The sequence below is a fragment of the Microbacterium phoenicis genome (assembly GCF_047302325.1).
GTDB lineage: Bacteria > Actinomycetota > Actinomycetes > Actinomycetales > Microbacteriaceae > Microbacterium.
Window position 1 is genome coordinate 1,242,604 of sequence record NZ_CP154849.1, and the last position, 16,972, is coordinate 1,259,575.

Below are 16,972 nucleotides of genomic sequence, written 5' to 3' on the forward strand. Positions count from 1 at the left end.
GCGGGGGACCGATCGGGCGGCGGCCTACGTGGTGGGGCCGCCGTCGGGCCGCGATCCGGCGACGAGGGCGTGCAGGAGATGCGCGAGATTCTCGATGTCCTCGACGCGCCAGTCGCTGAGGGCTTGGAGCAGGGCGCCCTCCTGCGGCCCGCGAGCAGCCGCGAGCCGGGCTCGGCCGTGATCGGTCGCGGTCAGCAGGCTCGACCGGCCGTCGGTCGGGTCGGGCGTGCGTTCGATGAGCTCCAGATCGGTCAGTTCGCGCACGGTGCGGCTCAGCTGGCCCTTGTCGAGGATGAGCATCTCGGCGAGGGCCGACTGCGTGATCGGCTCATGGCGGGCGATCGTCGTGAAGACCTTGTAGGCGCCGGGCAGCATGCCGGGACTGACGCTGTTGGCGTTCTCCATGATCCGCCGGCGGAACAGCGCGATCAGATCGCTGAACTCGCCCTCGAGGGCGCGCACCGCCAGGGTGCGCGCCTCTCGATCCGACTGCGTGGACATCGTTTCCATGTTATCGGCGGGTCGTCGCCTCGGCCTCGGCATCGGCCTCGACGTCCGGGACGGGCACGGTTCCGGTTGCCGTGATGCTGTCCATGCCGGCGGGGACCGACACGGTCGCGAGGTCCGCTTCCGAGGCGTTGCGGCGCTCGGAGGTGGTCATCGTGCTGAGCGACCGGTTCGGCAGGAAGACCACCGCGAGGATGCTCAGGATGCCGAAGGGCACGGCGATGAGGAATGCGGAGGAGATGCCCTGCGCGTAGATGTCCTCGACGATGACCCGCAGCTGCTCCGGCATCTCCGAGACGCGGGGGAGCGTGCCCGAGCTGAGCTGCTCACCCCACGCGGCGCCGGACGGGCCGAGCGCGGTGAGGGTCTCGATGAGGCGGTCGTGCGCGCCGGTGAACAGGTCTGCGACACGGGAGGCGAGGGCGGCGCCCATGAGGGAGACGCCGATCGTGCCGCCCAGGCTGCGGAAGAACGTGACGCCCGAACTGGCGACACCGATCTCGCTCGGCTTGGCGCTGTTCTGGACGGCCAGGACGAGGTTCTGCATCGTCATACCGACACCGGCGCCGAGCAGGAACATGTAGACCGACACGAGGAAGAAGTCGGTGTCGTAGTGGATTGTCGACAGGAGGGCCGCGCCCGCGGTCAGCAGGATGCTGCCGACGACGAGGTACGGCTTCCAGTGCCCGTAGCGCGTGATGAGAGCACCGACGCCGACGGAGGACAGCAGGAGCCCCGCGATCATCGGGATCGTCATGAGGCCGGCTTCGGTCGGCGTCGCGCCGCGCGCCATCTGCATGTACTGGCCGAGGAAGACCGATGCGCCGAACATCGCGATGCCGGTCGCGATCGAGGCGACGACCGACAGGGTGAAGGTGCGGTCGCGGAACAGCGTCAGCGGGACCAGCGGCTCGGAGGTGCGGAGCTCGACGATGACGAACAGGATCGCGGACAGGACTGCGCCGCCGACCATGAGGACCGTCTCCGTGCTCCACCAGTCGTAGTCGCGACCGGCGCTGGTGACCCAGATGAGCAGGAGCGAGACGGCCGTCGACAGCAGGACGATGCCGATGTAGTCGATCTTCGCCCGGCGGGTGGAGGGAGCGGATGCGGGGATGGTGCGCTGCACCATGATGAGCGCCGCGACGGCGATCGGAAGCGAGACGAAGAAGTTCCAGCGCCAGCCGAAGCCGTCGGTGATCACGCCGCCGAGAAGGGGTCCACCGACGGTGGCGACGGCCATGACGGCGCCGAAGAGGCCCATGTAACGACCGCGCTCGCGGGGGCTGATGATGTCGGCCATCAGCACCTGGCTGAGGGCGGCGAGGCCGCCGGCGCCGACGCCCTGCGCGGCGCGGAAGGCGATGAGCGTGCCGGGGTCCTGCGCGAAGCCGGCGGCGGCGGTCGCGAGGACGAAGATCACGAGGGCGATCTGGTAGAGCGTCTTGCGGCCCATGAGGTCGGCGAGCTTGCCCCAGATCGGTGTCGAGATGGCGGTGGTGAGCAGGGTGGCGGTGACGACCCAGGTATAGGCGCTCTGGTCGCCGTTCAGGTCGTGGATGATCACGGGCAGCGAGGTCGACACGACGGTCGAGGCGATCATCGAGACGAACATGCCGAGAAGGAGGCCCGACAGCGGGGCGAGCACCCGACGCCGGGTCGGTGTGGTGGTGGTCATGTACAGCTCCAGATGGTTGACACAGGTCAAAGTTTGAGAGAAGTCAACTATATGTTGTTGCTTGATCTCTGTCAACTATCGGGGCGTGAGGGAGCGCGCCGACGGGACCGGGGACCCGGTCAGGCGCGGGGCTGATCAGTCCGCGAGGGCGAGGGCGCGGAAGATGTCCCGCTCGCGGAGCTGCTCGCGACGGCTGACCGGCGCGGCCTGCTCGCGGCGCGGGGGAGTGTTGCCCGTCGTACGGTGGTAGAGCTCGTCGATGAGAGCGGTCGCGAGACGGATGAGCGACCCGATCTCCACCTCGTCGCGGTCGATCCACGCGCAGCGCGGCTCGTCCCGCAGCGGGACGAAGTCCTGGTGTTCCTCCCACACGACCAGCGTGCGCTCGGCACCGAGGACGTGCTGCTGCCACCACACCTGGCGGAGGTAGGTGCGGGGGATGGATTTCCAAGTCTTGTTGGTCGTCTTGATCTCGGCCAGGACGACGCGGCCCGCGGCATCCGCCATGATCCCGTCAGGGGTCGCGAGGTGACGTTTCTCGACCTCTGCGTGGAAGAGGGCCGACGAGGGGAGGATGCCGTGGGTCGCCGCGACCCATGCGGCGATCTCGGGCTCGCGGCGTCGACCGTGGTCCGTGTACGCATTGCCGCTGAAGCCGGAGCCGTTGAGCTTGGCCTCGGCGGCGCGGGCGATCGCACGCTCGCTGGTGAGCGCGGCGACGTCGGTGGCGGTGATCCCGCGGGAGCGAGCCCGCATCCAGGCGACCCGGTCGCGGGAATCCGCGACGATCCGGGCAGCGAGTTCGGGAGTCACCCGTCGATCCTAAGTCGCCCCTCCCGCACGTCGGCTCAGCCCCCCCGCGCGCGTCGTCGTCGTAGCCTGTGTCGCGATCATGTTCTCTCGCCGAACACACATGCTCTGAGCGTGCGTGACGTGTGATCTCGGCGAGGGGACATGATGTCGACCCGCGCGGGGACTCCTCCCCAGCGCGTCGCTCGCGCGGCCGACTCACCAGTGCGCGACATCCCGTCCGTCAGACGGATGCCGTGGGTCAGCCTGCGACGGTGGGACATCACCTTTCGTATGACGCCGCTGCGGCGCTCGTTTTCTCACGCTCGACGCTCCTCGACGGGGGATGGACGTCGCGGATGATCACCCACTCCGTCGAGAAGGGGCGGCTCATTCGGATCCAGCGCAATCGGTACGTCCGGGCTGAGGACATCGCAGACCTCTGGCCGGAATCCGTGCATCGTGTGGAGATCGCCGCAGCGGTGGCGGAGATGCGGCATGGCCCGGGTGTCGTCTCATACGACTCCGCCGCCGTTCTGTGGGATCTGCCCCTGTACCGACACCGTCCTGCGGCGGTGCACATCAGCATGCCCGGTGATGCGCGCATGTCGAGCCGGCTCCGTGTCAGGCGTCACGCCGACCGGCTGGCGGACGCCGACCTCCACGAGATCGGTTCGGTCCGGTGTTCTTCCCTCGAGCGCACCGTGTGGGACGTTGCGCGGACGCTTCCCGCCGATTCCGCGCTCGCGGCAGCGGATGCTGCTCTTCGGCTCGTGGTCGACAGCGAGAGGGCCGGCTCGTTCTCTCACGCGGGCCTCCGCCAGCGGCTGCTCGAGCGATGCGCCGCGTCGAGCGGGGTCCGAGGCGTCCGTAGCGCGATCCGCATTATGGAGTTGGCGGATCCCCGAGCTGAACTTCCCGGTGAGAGCGTGACCCGACTGCGTCTTCGGCAGCTCGGCTTCCGTCGCATCGGCATCCAGGTTCCCGTCGACGGCCCTGACGGTCAGCAGTTTCGCGTGGATCTCGAGATCGAGGATGAGGGAATCCTTCTGGAGTTCGACGGAGTCGCGAAGTACCGGGATGAAGGGATGCGGCAGGGCCGTGGGCTCGAGGATGTCCTTCTCGCAGAGAAGCAGCGCGAGGACTGGATCCGGGGCGTGACCGGAAAACGTCTCGTGAGGCTCACCGGCGAGCACATCGCGACGCCGGCAACCCTCCGCTCCCGGTTGGCTGCCTTCGGCATCCGCTCACCGCTCTAGGTCCTCCCGACGCGCCCGCATCCCGCAGTGCCTCGGTTCACATCATGTCCTCTCGCCGAGAACACACACTGTGCGCGCTCACGACGTGTGGTTTCGGCGAGAGGACATGATCTGAGCACGCGAGCGCGAGCCCCCTCACGCACACCAGGATGCCGGGATTTGGCGGGCGTGCCGCCGGCGCGTACACTGGAGCACAAGCCAAAGACCGTCGGTCATCGCTGTGCCTCCGCGCACACGATCGAAGCTCTGCATCGCAGGGGCCCACGCAGGTGTACGACAGACTTCCGGGAAACCGGGCCCAAAGCTCCGTGCGCTTGCGCCGGAGCTTTTCTCATGCAGCCCGACCGTCGAGGTCGATGCTCCGCCACTGCGGAGCGTCTCGTACACATCAAGGAGTGACCATGGCGCAGAAGGATGCATCGGTCGCCGAGCTCACGAAGAACTTCGAGGACTCGAACGCCGTCTTGCTGACCGAGTACCGCGGTCTGACGGTTGCCCAGCTCAAGCAGCTGCGCAACAACATCCGTCAGGACGCGCAGTACGCCGTGGTGAAGAACACGCTGACCAAGATCGCCGCGAACAACGCGGGGATCACGGCGCTGGACGAGGACCTCAAGGGTCCCTCGGCCGTTGCTTTCGTGCACGGTGACTTCGTCGCCACTGCCAAGGCTCTGCGTGACTTCGCCAAGGCCAACCCGCTTCTGGTGATCAAGGGCGGCATCTTCGAGGGCAACGCCCTCACTGCCGACGAGGTCAACAAGTACGCCTCGCTCGAGAGCCGTGAGGTTCTGCTGGCGAAGGCTGCGGGCATGATGAAGGCGACGATGGGCAAGGCTGCCGCTACCATCGACGCGCTTCGCGAAAAGCTGGAGACCGCTGACGCCGCGTAAGCGACGAGCGAGCTCTTTTACACAAACCCCCATCTATCTAGGAGATACATCATGGCGAAGCTTTCCACCGAGGAGCTGCTCGAGCAGTTCGCCGGCCTCACCCTCGTCGAGCTCAGCGAGTTCGTGAAGGCGTTCGAGGAGAAGTTCGACGTCACCGCTGCTGCCCCCGTCGCCGTTGCCGGTGCCGGCGGTGGCGCTGCTGCTGAAGAGGTTGAGGAGAAGGACTCCTTCGACGTCATCCTCGAGGCTGCCGGCGACAAGAAGATCCAGGTCATCAAGGTCGTCCGCGAGCTCACCTCGCTCGGCCTCGGCGAGGCCAAGGCCGTCGTCGACGGTGCTCCCAAGGCCGTGCTCGAGGGCGCGAACAAGGAAGCTGCCGACAAGGCCAAGGAGGCCCTCGAGGCCGCCGGCGCGACGGTTTCCGTCAAGTAAGGCGATTCCCTTCACCGGAAGGCTCCGGATGCCGCGGCATCCGGAGCCTTCCGGCGTTAACGGCGTCGGGTTGAGCCCTGCTCAGGCGCGCGAGAAGTCGCGGACGGCCGCGGGCGTCGACCCCGACGGCGTCGCGGTCGAGTTGCGCACCACGAGACGCGGACGGATGGCCACCGTGGCCGGCTCGAGGGCGGGATCGTCGAGGTGGCGCATGAGCAGGTCGACCGCGGTCTCACCCTGCTCTCGAGGGATCTGCCGCAGGGTGGTGAGAGCGAACATCTCGGCGTTGACGTGATCGTCGATGCCGACGACGCTGAGATCCGAGGGGACGAGGATGCCGAGACGTCGGGCGGCGATGATGGCGCCGATCGCCACCTCGTCGCAGGCTCCCACGACCGCCGTCGGCCGCTGCGACGAGTCGCTCAGGAGGTCGACCGCCGCTTCGTACCCGGCGGGCATCGACAACTCCGCAGGCGTCCTCGTGACGTACTCGCCGAGACCGAACTCGCGCATCACCCGTTCGTAGCCCTCGTACCGCGCCGACTCGACGTGCGGCCAGTGGGAGGCGGACGTGCCTCCGAGGAAGGCGATCCGGCGGTGTCCGAGATCGACGAGGTGCGATGTGGCCAGCGCCGCCGCGTGGCCGTCGTCGAGGGTGACGAGGCTCGTGCTCTCCTCGGTGCCGATCACGCTGACGACCGGGCGGCCGAGCGACAGCAGTGCCTGGAGCTCGCTCACCGCCGGTTCGAGCCCGACCGCGATCAGACCGTCGAACCTCTTGCGAGCGAGGAAGTCGGTGAAGACGCGCTCGCGGCCGGCGCTGCCCGGCGTCGCGTCGTACAGGGTGAGATCGAAGCCCCGGTCGAGAAGGGCCGATTGGATGCCCTCGAGCACTTCGGCGAAGAACCATCGGTTGACGTGGGGGAGGATCACCCCGACGTTGCGGGTGCGGCCGGTGGCGAGGCTGACGGCGCTCGTGGAGGGCACATAGCCGAGGCGCATCGCGACGTCGAGGACCCGCTGCCGGGTTGCGGCGGAGACCTGAGCGCTGCCGGTCAGCGCGCGGCTCGCCGTCGCCTTCGAGACGCCGGCTTCGCGCGCCACGTCGGCGATGGTGCTCATCGGTCCTCCTCGACCAGGTTCTCGACGCCACTGCGGAACGAGGACTCAGCGTAGCCGGTGGGATGCCGAAAAAGGAACCGGTTCCATGGTTTCGCAGTGGTACCGCTCCCATGCGAATCGTAGCGCACGGAACGACAGTTGCAGAACCTTGATATTTCGCTGTTGTGCGGAGGGCATCCGCCCCAGTAGGTTGTCCTGGAATCGGTTCCCCAAGGATGCGGCCAAGGCTCCTCTGGGTGGACGATGATCCCGAAAGAGGAGAAGTACATGGCATTGTCACAGCGATACCGTCTTCTTGCCCCCGTCGCCGTTCTAGGCGCGGCCGCCTTGATGCTGGCAGGGTGCGCGGAAGGTGGCAGCGGAGACGGCGGCGGAGACGCCAAGAAGACCGTCCGGATCTCCGGCGGCATCACGGGCGGCGAGGCAGACGCCCTGAACAAGTCGTTCGATCAGTTCACGAAGGACACCGGCATCACCGTCGAGTACGTCGGCGACAAGTCGTTCGAGGGCAACATCGTCACGAAGGTGACCGGTGGCGACGCTCCCGACATCGCGGTCGTCCCGCAGCCGGGTCTGCTGAAGACCCTCGTCGACACCGGCAAGGTGCTGAAGGCCCCCGAGGCGGTCGAGACGGCCGTCGACGCGAACTGGTCGCCCGACTGGAAGAAGTACGGCACCTTCGACGACACCTTCTACGCGGCACCGATGCTCGCGAACCTGAAGGGGTACGTCTGGTACTCGCCGAAGCAGTTCGCGGAGTGGGGCGTCGAGGTCCCGAAGACGTGGGACGACATGATCGCCCTCACCGACAAGATCGTCGAGACCACGGGCAAGCCCGCGTGGTGCGCCGGTTTCGCGTCCGAGGCGGCGTCCGGCTGGCCGGGCACCGACTGGGTCGAGGACCTCGTCCTGCGCCAGTCCGGCGCCGACGTCTACGACCAGTGGGTCGCCGGCGACGTGAAGTTCACCGACCCCGAGATCAAGAAGGCTTTCGACGCGGTCGGCGAGATCCTCCTCAACCCGGACTACGTCAACGCCGGCTACGGCGACGTGAAGAGCATCAACGCGACGGCGTTCGGCGACGTGGCGGCAGCCGTGGCGAGCGGCGACTGCGCCCTCACCCACCAGGCCTCGTTCCTGTCGGCGAACTTCCTCGACGTGAAGACCGCCGACGGCAACACCCCCGAGGTCGCTCCCGAGGGTGACGTCTACGCGTTCATCATGCCCGGCTACACCGAGGGCGAGCTCCAGATCGAGGGCGGCGGCGAGTTCGTCGCGGGCTTCTCGGACGACGAGTCGACGCAGAAGGTGCTGGAGTTCATGGCATCGCCCGAGTTCGCTGACGCTCGCGTCGAGCTCGGCGGCGTCATCTCGGCCAACAAGAAGGCTGACCCCAACCTCGCCTCGAGCGAGTTCCTGAAGGAAGCGATGACGACGCTGCAGGACGACTCCACGGTCCTCCGCTTCGACGCCTCCGACCTGATGCCCGCCACCGTGGGTCAGGGCTCCTTCTGGAAGGGCATGGTCGACTGGATCGACGGCAAGGACACCGACTCGGTGCTCTCCGACATCCAGGCCGGTTACGAGAACTGATCGTCGCCTGACGATCGGCTGAGCCGAGCGGGGTCGGGCTGCACAAGCCCGGCCCCGCTTCTCCCGTCCGCACCGCACGGGTACGCCGCCGTACCCAGAAGGGAACCCGCATGTCGCAGACGACCGTCGACAGGCCTGTCGACACCGAACCTGCCGTCACCACGCACGCTCAAGACCCGAAGGGGCGCTCGATCACGAAGATCGTCGTCGCCGCGGGCTTCGTCCTCATCGCGCTCGTCGCGTTCCTGCTCGCCTTCACCGCATCCAGCGAAGAGTCCTCGCGCATCACCATCGGCTTCTCGCTCAACAGCTTCTTCCTGTGGCTGGGCGCGCTGAACCCCCTCATCCAGATCCCCGTCATCCTCGTGGTGTTCGGGATCGTGGTGGGCATCATCCTCGTCCTCATCGAGTTCGCCCCCCGGCCCGGTCGCGGGTACTTCATCATGCGGCTCGTCGCCTGCCTGGTGATCCCGGTGCTCGCCTTCCTGCTGCTGCGTCCGTACGCCAACGCCGTCGTCTACGTCGTGGCCATCGCGCTGCTCGTCGGAGCGCTCCTGTTCTTCGCAGATTTCCGTTCCCGTCAGGGCGCCGGCTACCTGTTCCAGCTCGTCCTCTTCATGGCCCCCGCGAGCATCATGCTCATCCTCGGGCTCGTCTACCCGGCGATCGCCACGATCTTCAAGTCATTCTTCAACAAGACGGGTGACGAGTTCGTCGGCCTGGAGAACTACATCTGGGTGTTCACCAACCCCACCGGCACGGCGTCGATCGTGAACACCCTGCTGTGGGCTCTCCTGGCGCCCACCGTCTCGGTGGCCATCGGTCTGGCTTACGCGGTCTTCATCGATCGCGCACGCGGCGAGAAGCTCCTGAAGGTCCTGGTCTTCATGCCCGTCGCCATCTCGTTCGTCGGCGCGGGCATCATCTGGAAGTTCATGTACGACGCCCGCCAGGGCGACCAGATCGGTCTCCTGAACGCGATCGTGACCGCCTTCGGCGGCGATCCCGTGCAGTGGCTCGCCATCAAACCGATCATCAACACGCTCATGCTGCTCGTGGTCTTCATCTGGACCCAGACCGGCTTCGCGATGGTCATCCTGTCGGCGGCGATCAAGGCGGTCCCGGTCGAGCAGATGGAAGCGGCGGAGCTCGACGGCACCAACGCGTGGCAGCGATTCCGCAACGTCACGGTGCCCGGCATCCGTTCGTCGCTCATCGTCGTGCTCACCACGGTGACCATCGCGTCGCTGAAGGTCTACGACATCGTCGCCGTCATGACCGGCGGTCGCGACGACACGACCGTCCTCGGATTCGAGATGGTCAACCAGCAGCAGCGGTTCCAGAGCTTCGGACACTCGTCCGCGCTGGCCGTCGTGCTGTTCCTGTTCGTCCTGCCGCTGATCATCTACAACGCCCGATCGATGGCCAAGCAGAAGGAAATCCGCTGATGACCGTCGCAGCCCCGACCACACCGGTCGACAACCGCACCGCGCGCCAGGTCGCGCGCGACACCCGCAAGAACGAAGCGATCGCCCACAAGAAGCTCACGTCGAAGGGCGCCACGATCGCGGCCGCCATCATCGCGATCTTCTGGACGATCCCGACGTTCGGTCTGTTCGTGACCTCGTTCCGCCCCGGCAGCGACACCCAGACCAGCGGATGGTGGACGGCGTTCACCGACCCGGAGTTCACGCTCGACAACTACCTGCAGGCGCTGAACTCGGGCGGGACGTCGACGACTCTCGCCTCCGCGTTCGTGAACTCGCTCGCGATCACGATCCCCGCGACCGTCTTCCCGATCGTCATGGCGGCCCTCGCGGCGTACGCGTTCGCGTGGATCGACTTCAAGGGACGCAGCGCGCTGTTCGTGTTCGTCTTCGCCCTGCAGATCGTGCCGCTGCAGATGGCGCTCGTGCCGCTGCTCAGCCTGTTCTCGGACGGCCTGAGCATCAACGACGTGCCGATCTTCCCGGGCTTCGGACTGAACGAGGTCGACTACAGCTTCGCCCGCGTCTGGATCGCGCACGCGATCTTCGCGCTGCCGCTGGCGACGTTCATGCTGCACAACTTCATCGCCGAGATCCCGGGCGAGATCATCGAGGCCGCCCGCGTCGACGGCGCCGGACACGGTCAGGTGTTCTTCCGGATCATCCTGCCGCTGGCCGCTCCCGCGATCGCCTCGTTCGGCATCTTCCAGTTCCTCTGGGTCTGGAACGACCTGCTCGTCGCGACGATCTTCGCGTCGCCCGGCGCGCTGCCGATCACGCAGGCCCTCAACTCCTTGTCGGGGACCTGGGGCAACAAGTGGTTCCTGCAGTCGGCGGGAACGTTCATCTCGATCCTCATCCCGCTCATCGTGTTCTTCGCGCTGCAGCGGTTCTTCGTCCGCGGCCTGCTGGCCGGCGCGACGAAGGGCTGATCACCCGAACGGACGAAGAGGGGGATGCCGGTGGCCACCGGCATCCCCCTCCTGTCGTTCGTGCGTGTCAGCTGCAGCCGAGGCGCTGCTGCATCGAGGTCATCGCCTCGATCTCGAAGGTCTGACCCTTCTTCATGTTCTCGGCCACGACCTGCACGCGCTCGTCGGAGCCGAGCTCGAGGACGGCGTCGGCCATGGGGATCGCGCCCTCATGGTGGCGGATCATGAGCGTCAGGAACAGGCAGTCCGCGTCGTTGCCGGTCGCGGCGCGCAGGTCGCTCAGCTCCTCGTCGGAGGCCATGCCCATCGCATCGCGGATCTCCTCGTCGGTCTGCGGAGTTCCGGACGCGCCGCCGTGGGCGTGGCCGGAGGTCCCGGATGCCGCCATCCACGCCATCGGCTCGTCGCCGTACGCCGGCAGGCCCCACTTCACGAGCCAGTCGAGCATCTCGCCGCGCTGGGACGACTGGCCCGTCGCGATGTCGTAGGACAGGGCGCGCAGCTCCGCGTCGTCGGTCTCGGCGTAGATCGTCATCGCCATGTCGACTGCTTGAGCGTGGTGCACCTGCATGTCGCGGGCGAACCCGGCGTCGGCGGAGCCCTCAGCGGGCGTGGACCCGGCGATCCCGAACGTCGAGAAGCGTCCGATGGCGAACGCGACCGCGGCGACGGCCAGGCCGACGAGCAGCACCACCCACCACGGCGGGAGGGTGTGCTCGGTGCCCGGCTCGTCGCCGACGGTCTCGGTCATCACTGCTTGCCGGGAGCGTCCAGCGCGCCGGTGCAGGCCGCACCCGGCTCGGGGCCGTTGGTGTTGCGCCAGTACGCCTTGATGAACTCGCCGATGCGCTCGTCGTCGGGGGAGTCGACCTTCAGCTGCGCGTTCCACGCGCTGACCGCGATGGGGGTGTCCATGTCCTCGTAGGGCGAGAGGACGGTGTAGTCGCGGGGGAGTTCCGCCCTGAGCGCGTCGATGCCGGCCGCGTCGACCCGCGCGGGGTCGTAGGTGATCCAGATGGCGCCGTGCTCCAGCGCGTGGACGGCGTTCTCGTTCGGAACGGGCTGCGAGTACACGCCGCAGTTGAGCCAGACGGCGTTGTGGTCGCCTCCGGCCGGCGGCGTCTGCTCGTAGTCGACGACTCCCTCGACGTGGTTCGCGGTGTGCTCGAACGTCTGCACGCCGCTGATGCCGGCACCGTCACCGTCGCCGCGGGCGATCGAGACCGGACGGGGGGTGAGGAAGTAGGAGGCGGCGACGAGCCCGATGACGACGATGGCTGCGGTCGTGCCGACGATCCACCACGTGGCCTTGGTGCGGCGACGCTTCGCGAGCTGACGCTGATACTCGGCGAGCTTCTGCTGCTTCTGCTGCTCGCGCTGCTGTTTGACGGTCAGGTTGAGCTGTGCCTGCGTCGCGGGGTTGCCGCTCGTCCGCTTTCCGGCAGGATCGTTCGGGGTCATGGGGTGGCCTCGTCGGTCGGGGTGGGGAGGCGCGGGCGCGCCGATTCGAGTTTATTCGCCTGCATCTGCCGAATCCCTGGTCGCGCCTCCTTCATAGCGTCTCGTGACGTGGGAGGACCGGGGCGCCCGCGCGCAAGGGGCAGTCGCGGCGACGCGACGTCGGACAGGATGAGCCCATGACGACAGTGCCCACACACGAACACGAGATCGGCATCGGCCTGCGCCTGGCGGTCATCGGCGCGATCCTCCTCGTCGCCGCCGTCGCGACCGGTATCGCGGTCGAATCCACCGACTCCGAGCTCATCGATCTCGATGCGTGGTGGAACACCTACGTGGCGACGTTCCTGCCCGGCATCCGTCCCGTGTCTTTCCTCATGAACATCCTGGGAGCGGGCGTCGTCGGCACCTATGTGGTCCCGCTCGTCGGCGCCGCGCTGCTCGCGCTGGCGAAGCGACCGTGGGGTGCGCTGTTCTTCCTCGCGGCATCCATCGTCGGTGCCCTCCTCGTCCAGTTGCTCAAGGGCCTGTTCGGGCGGGTGCGACCGGAGGAGATGCTCGTCATCTCGGACCACGGTTCCTTCCCTTCGGGCCACACCGCCAACGCCGCCGTCATCGCGACCGTCGCCGTCATCCTCTTCCCGCGGGTGTGGGTGGCCGTGGTGGGGATCGCCTGGACCCTGCTCATGGCTTTCAGCCGCACGCAGGTGCACGCGCACTGGCTCACCGACACCCTGGGCGCGATGGTTCTCGGGGTCGCCACGACCCTGCTCGTCGCGGCGGCACTCACGATCCCCGTCGTCCGGGAACGCGAGCGGCGCCTCTCGCTAGGCTGACGGCATGAGCGCCGACGAAGCCGCTGCCGAACTCGCCCGTCTCGAAGCGGAGGCCGCTGCCGCCGCGGCGGAGCTGAAACTCGCCCGTGCGCAGGCCGCCCTCGCGGCCGCCCGCGCCCAGGCATCGAAGACGGACGCCTCGCCCACCGAGACAGCGGCCGCAGAGACGCCGCCCGGAGGGGCGCCGCCTGCAGAGACGCCGCCCGGAGGGGCGCCGCCTGCAGAGACGCCGCCCACCGAGATCACGGACGCCGAGCACGCCGCGGCGCCGGATGCCGCCGCGTCCCCGGTCGCGGCGGGTCCGCTCGACGACTCCGAGGTCGCGCGGATCGTCCAGGGCTACACCTTCGACGAGACGACCCTCGACCTCGGCGCCCTCGTCAACGGCGAACCCGTCCGGGAAGCGCAGATCCGCATCCCGCTCGCGATGACCAACCGGCACGGCCTCGTCGCGGGGGCGACCGGCACCGGCAAGACCCGCACGCTGCAGGGACTCGCCGAGCAGCTCGCGGCGAAGGGCGTGCCCGTCTTCGCCGCCGACATCAAGGGCGACCTCACGGGCGTCGCGACGCCGGGCGAGTCGAACCCCAAGCTCCTCGCCCGCACCGAGGCGATCGGGCAGGCGTGGGAACCGGCGGCATCCGTCACGGAGTACTTCGCCCTCGGCGGCATCGGCACCGGGGTTCCCGTGCGCGCGACCGTCACCGGGTTCGGGCCGCTGCTGCTCAGCCGCGTCCTGGGGCTCAACGAGACGCAGGAGTCGAGTCTCGGCCTCGTCTTCCATTACGCCGACGCCCACGGACTCCCGCTCGTCGACCTCTCGGACCTCCGGGCGGTGCTCTCGTACCTGACGAGCGATGAGGGCAAGCCCGAGCTGAAGGACCTCGGCGGCCTGTCGTCCGCGACGGCGGGCGTGATCCTGCGTGAGCTCATCACCTTCGCCGACGGCGGCGCCGACGTCTTCTTCGGGGAACCGGAGTTCGACGTGCACGACTTCCTGCGGACGGGCCCCGACGGGCGCGGCGTCATCTCGCTCCTCGAGGTGCCGGGGATCGCCGACAAGCCCGAACTGTTCTCGACGTTCCTCATGTACCTGCTGGCGGAGCTCTTCGAGATCCTCCCCGAGGTGGGGGATGCCGACAAGCCGAAGCTCGTGTTCTTCTTCGACGAGGCGCACCTGCTGTTCCGCGACGCCTCGAAGGCGTTCACCGCCGCGATCGTGCAGACCGTGCGCCTCATCCGGTCGAAGGGCGTCGGCGTCTTCTTCGTGACGCAGACGCCGAAGGACGTCCCCGCCGACGTGCTCGGCCAGCTCGGGTCGCGCATCCAGCACGCCCTCCGCGCCTTCACCCCCGACGATGCGAAGGCGCTCCGCGCGACGGTGAGCACGTACCCGACGTCGGGATACGACCTCGAACGCGTCCTGCAGGAGCTCGGCACCGGCGAGGCGATCGTCACGGTCATCAACGAGAAGGGCGCCCCCACTCCGGTCGCCTGGACCCGGCTGCGTGCACCGCAGGGTCTCATGTCCCCGACGCCCGCGGCGGCCGTGCAGGCCGTCGTCGCCGCCTCGCCCCTCCTCGCGACCTACGGAACCCCCGTCGACCGGGAGTCCGCGCGAGAGATCCTCGGCGCCAAGATGGCCGCCGCGGACGCCGCCGCCGACGCCGCGAAGGCGGTGACCGAGAAGGCGAAGGCCGACGCCGAGTACGCGAAGCAGAAGGCCGCTGCGGACAAAGCGCAGCAGAAGGCGCGACGCGACGCCCAGCGGGAGTACGAGCGGATCCTCCGGACGACGGGCGGGAGCACCCGCACGAGCCGCAAGCGAGAGCCTTCCCCCCTCGAGGAGATCCTCGGGTCGAAGACGACCCAGTCGATCATCGGCAGCGTCATCCGCGGGGTGTTCGGGAACGGACGTCGCCGATGAGCGGGGGCGGCGGCATCCGTCCGTTCCGTCCCGGCGACGAGTCGGCGCTCGCGGAGATCTGTCTGCGGACCGCGGATGCCGGGGGCGACGCGACGGGCATCTTCGAGGACGACGCGATCTGGGGGCACATCTGGGCGCTGCCCTACGCTGAACGCCACCCCGATCTCGCCTTCGTGGTCGAGGACGAGAACGGTACGGCGGTGGGCTACGTCGTGGCCACAGACGACACCGATGCATTCGAGGAGTGGTTCCGGACGCAGTGGTGGCCCCGGTTCGCGCATCGCTGGCCGAAGCCCGAGACCGAGGTGACGCGACAGGACGGCACGTTGCTCTACGCCTACGGGCGCGGCGAGAAGCCCGAGCGGTACGCGGACGACTTTCCCGCCCATCTGCACATCGACCTGCTGCCGCAGGCGCAGGGCAGGGGTGCGGGCCGACGACTGATCGAGACGCTCTTCGCTGCGCTCACTGAGCGGGGCATCACAGGACTCCACCTCGTCGCCTCGGCCGAGAACACCGGAGCGATGGCGTTCTACACCCGACTAGGGTTCACGCCGCTGCCCTCATCGCCCGGCTCACGGGCGTACGGAGTCCACCTCTGATCGGTGGACGGGGATCGGCATCGTCGACGTGTCGATGAGCGGGTCCTCGTCCTGGCGTGCGACGACCTCGACCGCCTCTTCACGCGTCTCGACCGTCGGCACCGACCCGAGCAGGGGGCGCTTCGCGGTCTCCTTCATCGACAGCAGTGCGATGCCCCCGAGGAGCGCGAAGAACATGATGTAGAACGCCGGCATGAACGTGTTCCCGGTCAGGTCGATGAGCGCCTGGCTGAACAGCGGCGTCGTGCCGCCGAACAGCGACACCGAGACGTTGTACGCGATCGCCATGGCGCCGAAGCGAGAAGCCGTCGGGAACAGTGCCGGCAATGTCGAGGCTGACACAGCGACGTAGAAGGCCACGGGGATCGCGACGATGCCGAGGGCGACGAAGACAGCCCACTCCTGGCCGATCTGCATGATCGCGAAGGCCGGGATCATGAGGATGATCGTCGACCCGGCGGCGATCATGTACACCGGGCGGCGCCCGATTCGATCGCTCAACCGACCGATGAACGGCAGACATGCCGACATGACGAGGAGAACGGGAACGGTGGCGACCGCGGCGCCGAGATTCGAGACGCCGACCTCCTTCTCGAGGTACGTCGGCATGTAGCTGGTGAGCGCGTAACCCGCCGTGTTGGTCGCCGCCACGATCGCGATGCCGATGAGCACCTCGCGCCAGTGATGACGGAGGATGCCGATGATGCCGTGACGCGCGAGAGGATCGTCGCGGTCGGGTTGCTCGTCGGTCCCGGCGGTGTTCTCGTAGGCAGGGGTCTCGGGGATCTTGAGGCGGAACCAGATCGCCACGATCCCGAGGGGGATCGCGACGAGGAACGGGATCCGCCATCCGAAATCGGTCATGGCGGTCTCGCCCCAGACCGACTCGGTGATGATAGTCGTGAGAGCGACGACGGACGCACCGGCGGCGAAGCCGACGTACGACCCGAGGTCCAGCCATGACGACCAGAAGCCGCGCCGCTTGTCGGGGGAGAACTCCGCGACGTAGGTGGTCGCTCCCGCATACTCCCCGCCCGTCGAGAAGCCCTGGATCATCTTCAGGACGTAGAGGGGGATGATGGCCCACAAGCCGATCTGCGCGCTGGTGGGGAGGACGCCGATGAGCGCTGTGGCGAGTGCCATCATCGCCATCGTGAAGAACAGCACCTTCTGGCGCCCGATGCGGTCGCCGAGCGGACCGAGGACGAGCCCGCCGATGGGTCGGACCAGGAAGGAGATCGCGAACCCGAACAGAGTCGCCAGCAGACCCCAGGGCTCCGGAAGATCGGCCGTGAACACCGCGGTGATCGTCACCGCGAGATAGCCGTAGATCCCGAAGTCGAACCACTCCATGAAGTTGCCGACGACCGTTCCGCCGATCGCGGTACGAACGCGCTTGGTATCCACGACGACAACGTCGTCCACCGCCAGCCGGGGAGGCGGCGCCGAGCGGGTCAGTG

The 16,972-nt window shown here is 67.9% G+C and carries 16 protein-coding genes; 9 read left to right on the forward strand and 7 right to left on the reverse strand.

The genetic code is table 11. From position 1 onward, the window contains the following. Positions 1-24 precede the first annotated feature (24 nt). The 3 genes from ABCU91_RS06075 to ABCU91_RS06085 all read right to left on the reverse strand — a co-directional run bounded on the left by ABCU91_RS06075 (position 25) and on the right by ABCU91_RS06085 (position 2,998). The gene (locus ABCU91_RS06075) at positions 25-501 is read right to left on the reverse strand and encodes a MarR family winged helix-turn-helix transcriptional regulator (protein WP_307468096.1); all 477 of its coding nucleotides are present in this window, start codon (positions 499-501) and stop codon (positions 25-27) included. Positions 502-511: 10 nt separating this feature from the next. Further along, the gene (locus ABCU91_RS06080) at positions 512-2,185 is read right to left on the reverse strand and encodes an MDR family MFS transporter (protein ID WP_413355168.1); all 1,674 of its coding nucleotides are present in this window, start codon (positions 2,183-2,185) and stop codon (positions 512-514) included. 135 nt (positions 2,186-2,320) lie between these two features. Next, positions 2,321-2,998, reverse strand: coding sequence for a YqaJ viral recombinase family protein (locus ABCU91_RS06085; protein WP_413355169.1), 678 nt, complete (start codon positions 2,996-2,998; stop codon positions 2,321-2,323). A 251-nt stretch (positions 2,999-3,249) separates the two neighbouring features. On the opposite strand from ABCU91_RS06085, the gene ABCU91_RS06090 reads away from it, so the two are divergent. The 3 genes from ABCU91_RS06090 (at position 3,250) to rplL (ending at position 5,555) form a co-directional block, all read left to right on the forward strand. Beyond that, positions 3,250-4,233 (forward strand): type IV toxin-antitoxin system AbiEi family antitoxin domain-containing protein, encoded by a 984-nt coding sequence (locus ABCU91_RS06090; protein WP_413355170.1) that lies wholly within the window; start codon positions 3,250-3,252, stop codon positions 4,231-4,233. Positions 4,234-4,634: 401 nt separating this feature from the next. Further along, positions 4,635-5,123 carry a 50S ribosomal protein L10 gene (rplJ, locus tag ABCU91_RS06095; protein ID WP_091351904.1) on the forward strand — a complete coding sequence of 163 codons (489 nt, stop codon included), beginning with the start codon at positions 4,635-4,637 and terminating at the stop codon, positions 5,121-5,123. 51 nt (positions 5,124-5,174) lie between these two features. Beyond that, the gene (rplL, locus tag ABCU91_RS06100; protein ID WP_018186979.1) at positions 5,175-5,555 is read left to right on the forward strand and encodes a 50S ribosomal protein L7/L12; all 381 of its coding nucleotides are present in this window, start codon (positions 5,175-5,177) and stop codon (positions 5,553-5,555) included. Between the two features lie 81 nt (positions 5,556-5,636). On the opposite strand, the gene ABCU91_RS06105 is transcribed toward rplL, so the two are convergent. Next, positions 5,637-6,677 (reverse strand): LacI family DNA-binding transcriptional regulator, encoded by a 1,041-nt coding sequence (locus ABCU91_RS06105; protein ID WP_413355171.1) that lies wholly within the window; start codon positions 6,675-6,677, stop codon positions 5,637-5,639. Positions 6,678-6,944: 267 nt separating this feature from the next. Here ABCU91_RS06105 and ABCU91_RS06110 point away from each other — a divergent pair, with 267 nt between their 5' ends. The 3 genes from ABCU91_RS06110 (at position 6,945) to ABCU91_RS06120 (ending at position 10,689) form a co-directional block, all read left to right on the forward strand. Next, the gene (locus tag ABCU91_RS06110) at positions 6,945-8,270 is read left to right on the forward strand and encodes an ABC transporter substrate-binding protein (RefSeq protein WP_172824639.1); all 1,326 of its coding nucleotides are present in this window, start codon (positions 6,945-6,947) and stop codon (positions 8,268-8,270) included. Between the two features lie 110 nt (positions 8,271-8,380). Next, positions 8,381-9,718: a carbohydrate ABC transporter permease gene (locus ABCU91_RS06115; protein WP_406922447.1), complete on the forward strand. Its 1,338-nt coding sequence runs from the start codon at positions 8,381-8,383 to the stop codon at positions 9,716-9,718. Further along, positions 9,718-10,689, forward strand: a complete 972-nt coding sequence (locus tag ABCU91_RS06120; protein WP_307468125.1) for a carbohydrate ABC transporter permease — start codon at positions 9,718-9,720, stop codon at positions 10,687-10,689. Before ABCU91_RS06115 ends, ABCU91_RS06120 begins: the two co-directional genes overlap by 1 nt. Positions 10,690-10,756: 67 nt before the next feature. On the opposite strand, the gene ABCU91_RS06125 is transcribed toward ABCU91_RS06120, so the two are convergent. Together ABCU91_RS06125 and ABCU91_RS06130 are read right to left on the reverse strand one after the other, a co-directional pair. Beyond that, positions 10,757-11,443, reverse strand: a complete 687-nt coding sequence (locus tag ABCU91_RS06125; protein WP_413355172.1) for a DUF305 domain-containing protein — start codon at positions 11,441-11,443, stop codon at positions 10,757-10,759. Then, entirely contained in the window at positions 11,440-12,150 is a 711-nt protein-coding gene (locus tag ABCU91_RS06130; RefSeq protein ID WP_406922445.1) for a DUF3105 domain-containing protein, read from the reverse strand. Before ABCU91_RS06130 ends, ABCU91_RS06125 begins: the two co-directional genes overlap by 4 nt. Positions 12,151-12,326: 176 nt before the next feature. On the opposite strand from ABCU91_RS06130, the gene ABCU91_RS06135 reads away from it, so the two are divergent. Genes ABCU91_RS06135 through ABCU91_RS06145 form a run of 3 tightly spaced genes read left to right on the forward strand, consistent with a single transcriptional unit; the run spans position 12,327 to position 15,512 of the window. Beyond that, positions 12,327-12,983: a phosphatase PAP2 family protein gene (locus ABCU91_RS06135; RefSeq protein WP_413355173.1), complete on the forward strand. Its 657-nt coding sequence runs from the start codon at positions 12,327-12,329 to the stop codon at positions 12,981-12,983. Between the two features lie 4 nt (positions 12,984-12,987). Next, complete coding sequence (locus ABCU91_RS06140) at positions 12,988-14,910, forward strand: helicase HerA-like domain-containing protein (protein WP_413355174.1); 1,923 nt, start codon at positions 12,988-12,990, stop codon at positions 14,908-14,910. Next, positions 14,907-15,512 (forward strand): GNAT family N-acetyltransferase, encoded by a 606-nt coding sequence (locus ABCU91_RS06145; protein ID WP_133398424.1) that lies wholly within the window; start codon positions 14,907-14,909, stop codon positions 15,510-15,512. The genes ABCU91_RS06140 and ABCU91_RS06145 overlap by 4 nt, the downstream gene beginning before the upstream one ends. Here the strand turns inward: ABCU91_RS06145 and ABCU91_RS06150 are convergent. Beyond that, on the reverse strand, positions 15,486-16,937 hold the full coding sequence (locus tag ABCU91_RS06150; RefSeq protein WP_413355381.1) for an MFS transporter: 1,452 nt from the start codon (positions 16,935-16,937) through the stop codon (positions 15,486-15,488). The two genes, ABCU91_RS06145 and ABCU91_RS06150, sit on opposite strands and share 27 nt — an antisense overlap. Positions 16,938-16,972 lie beyond the last annotated feature (35 nt).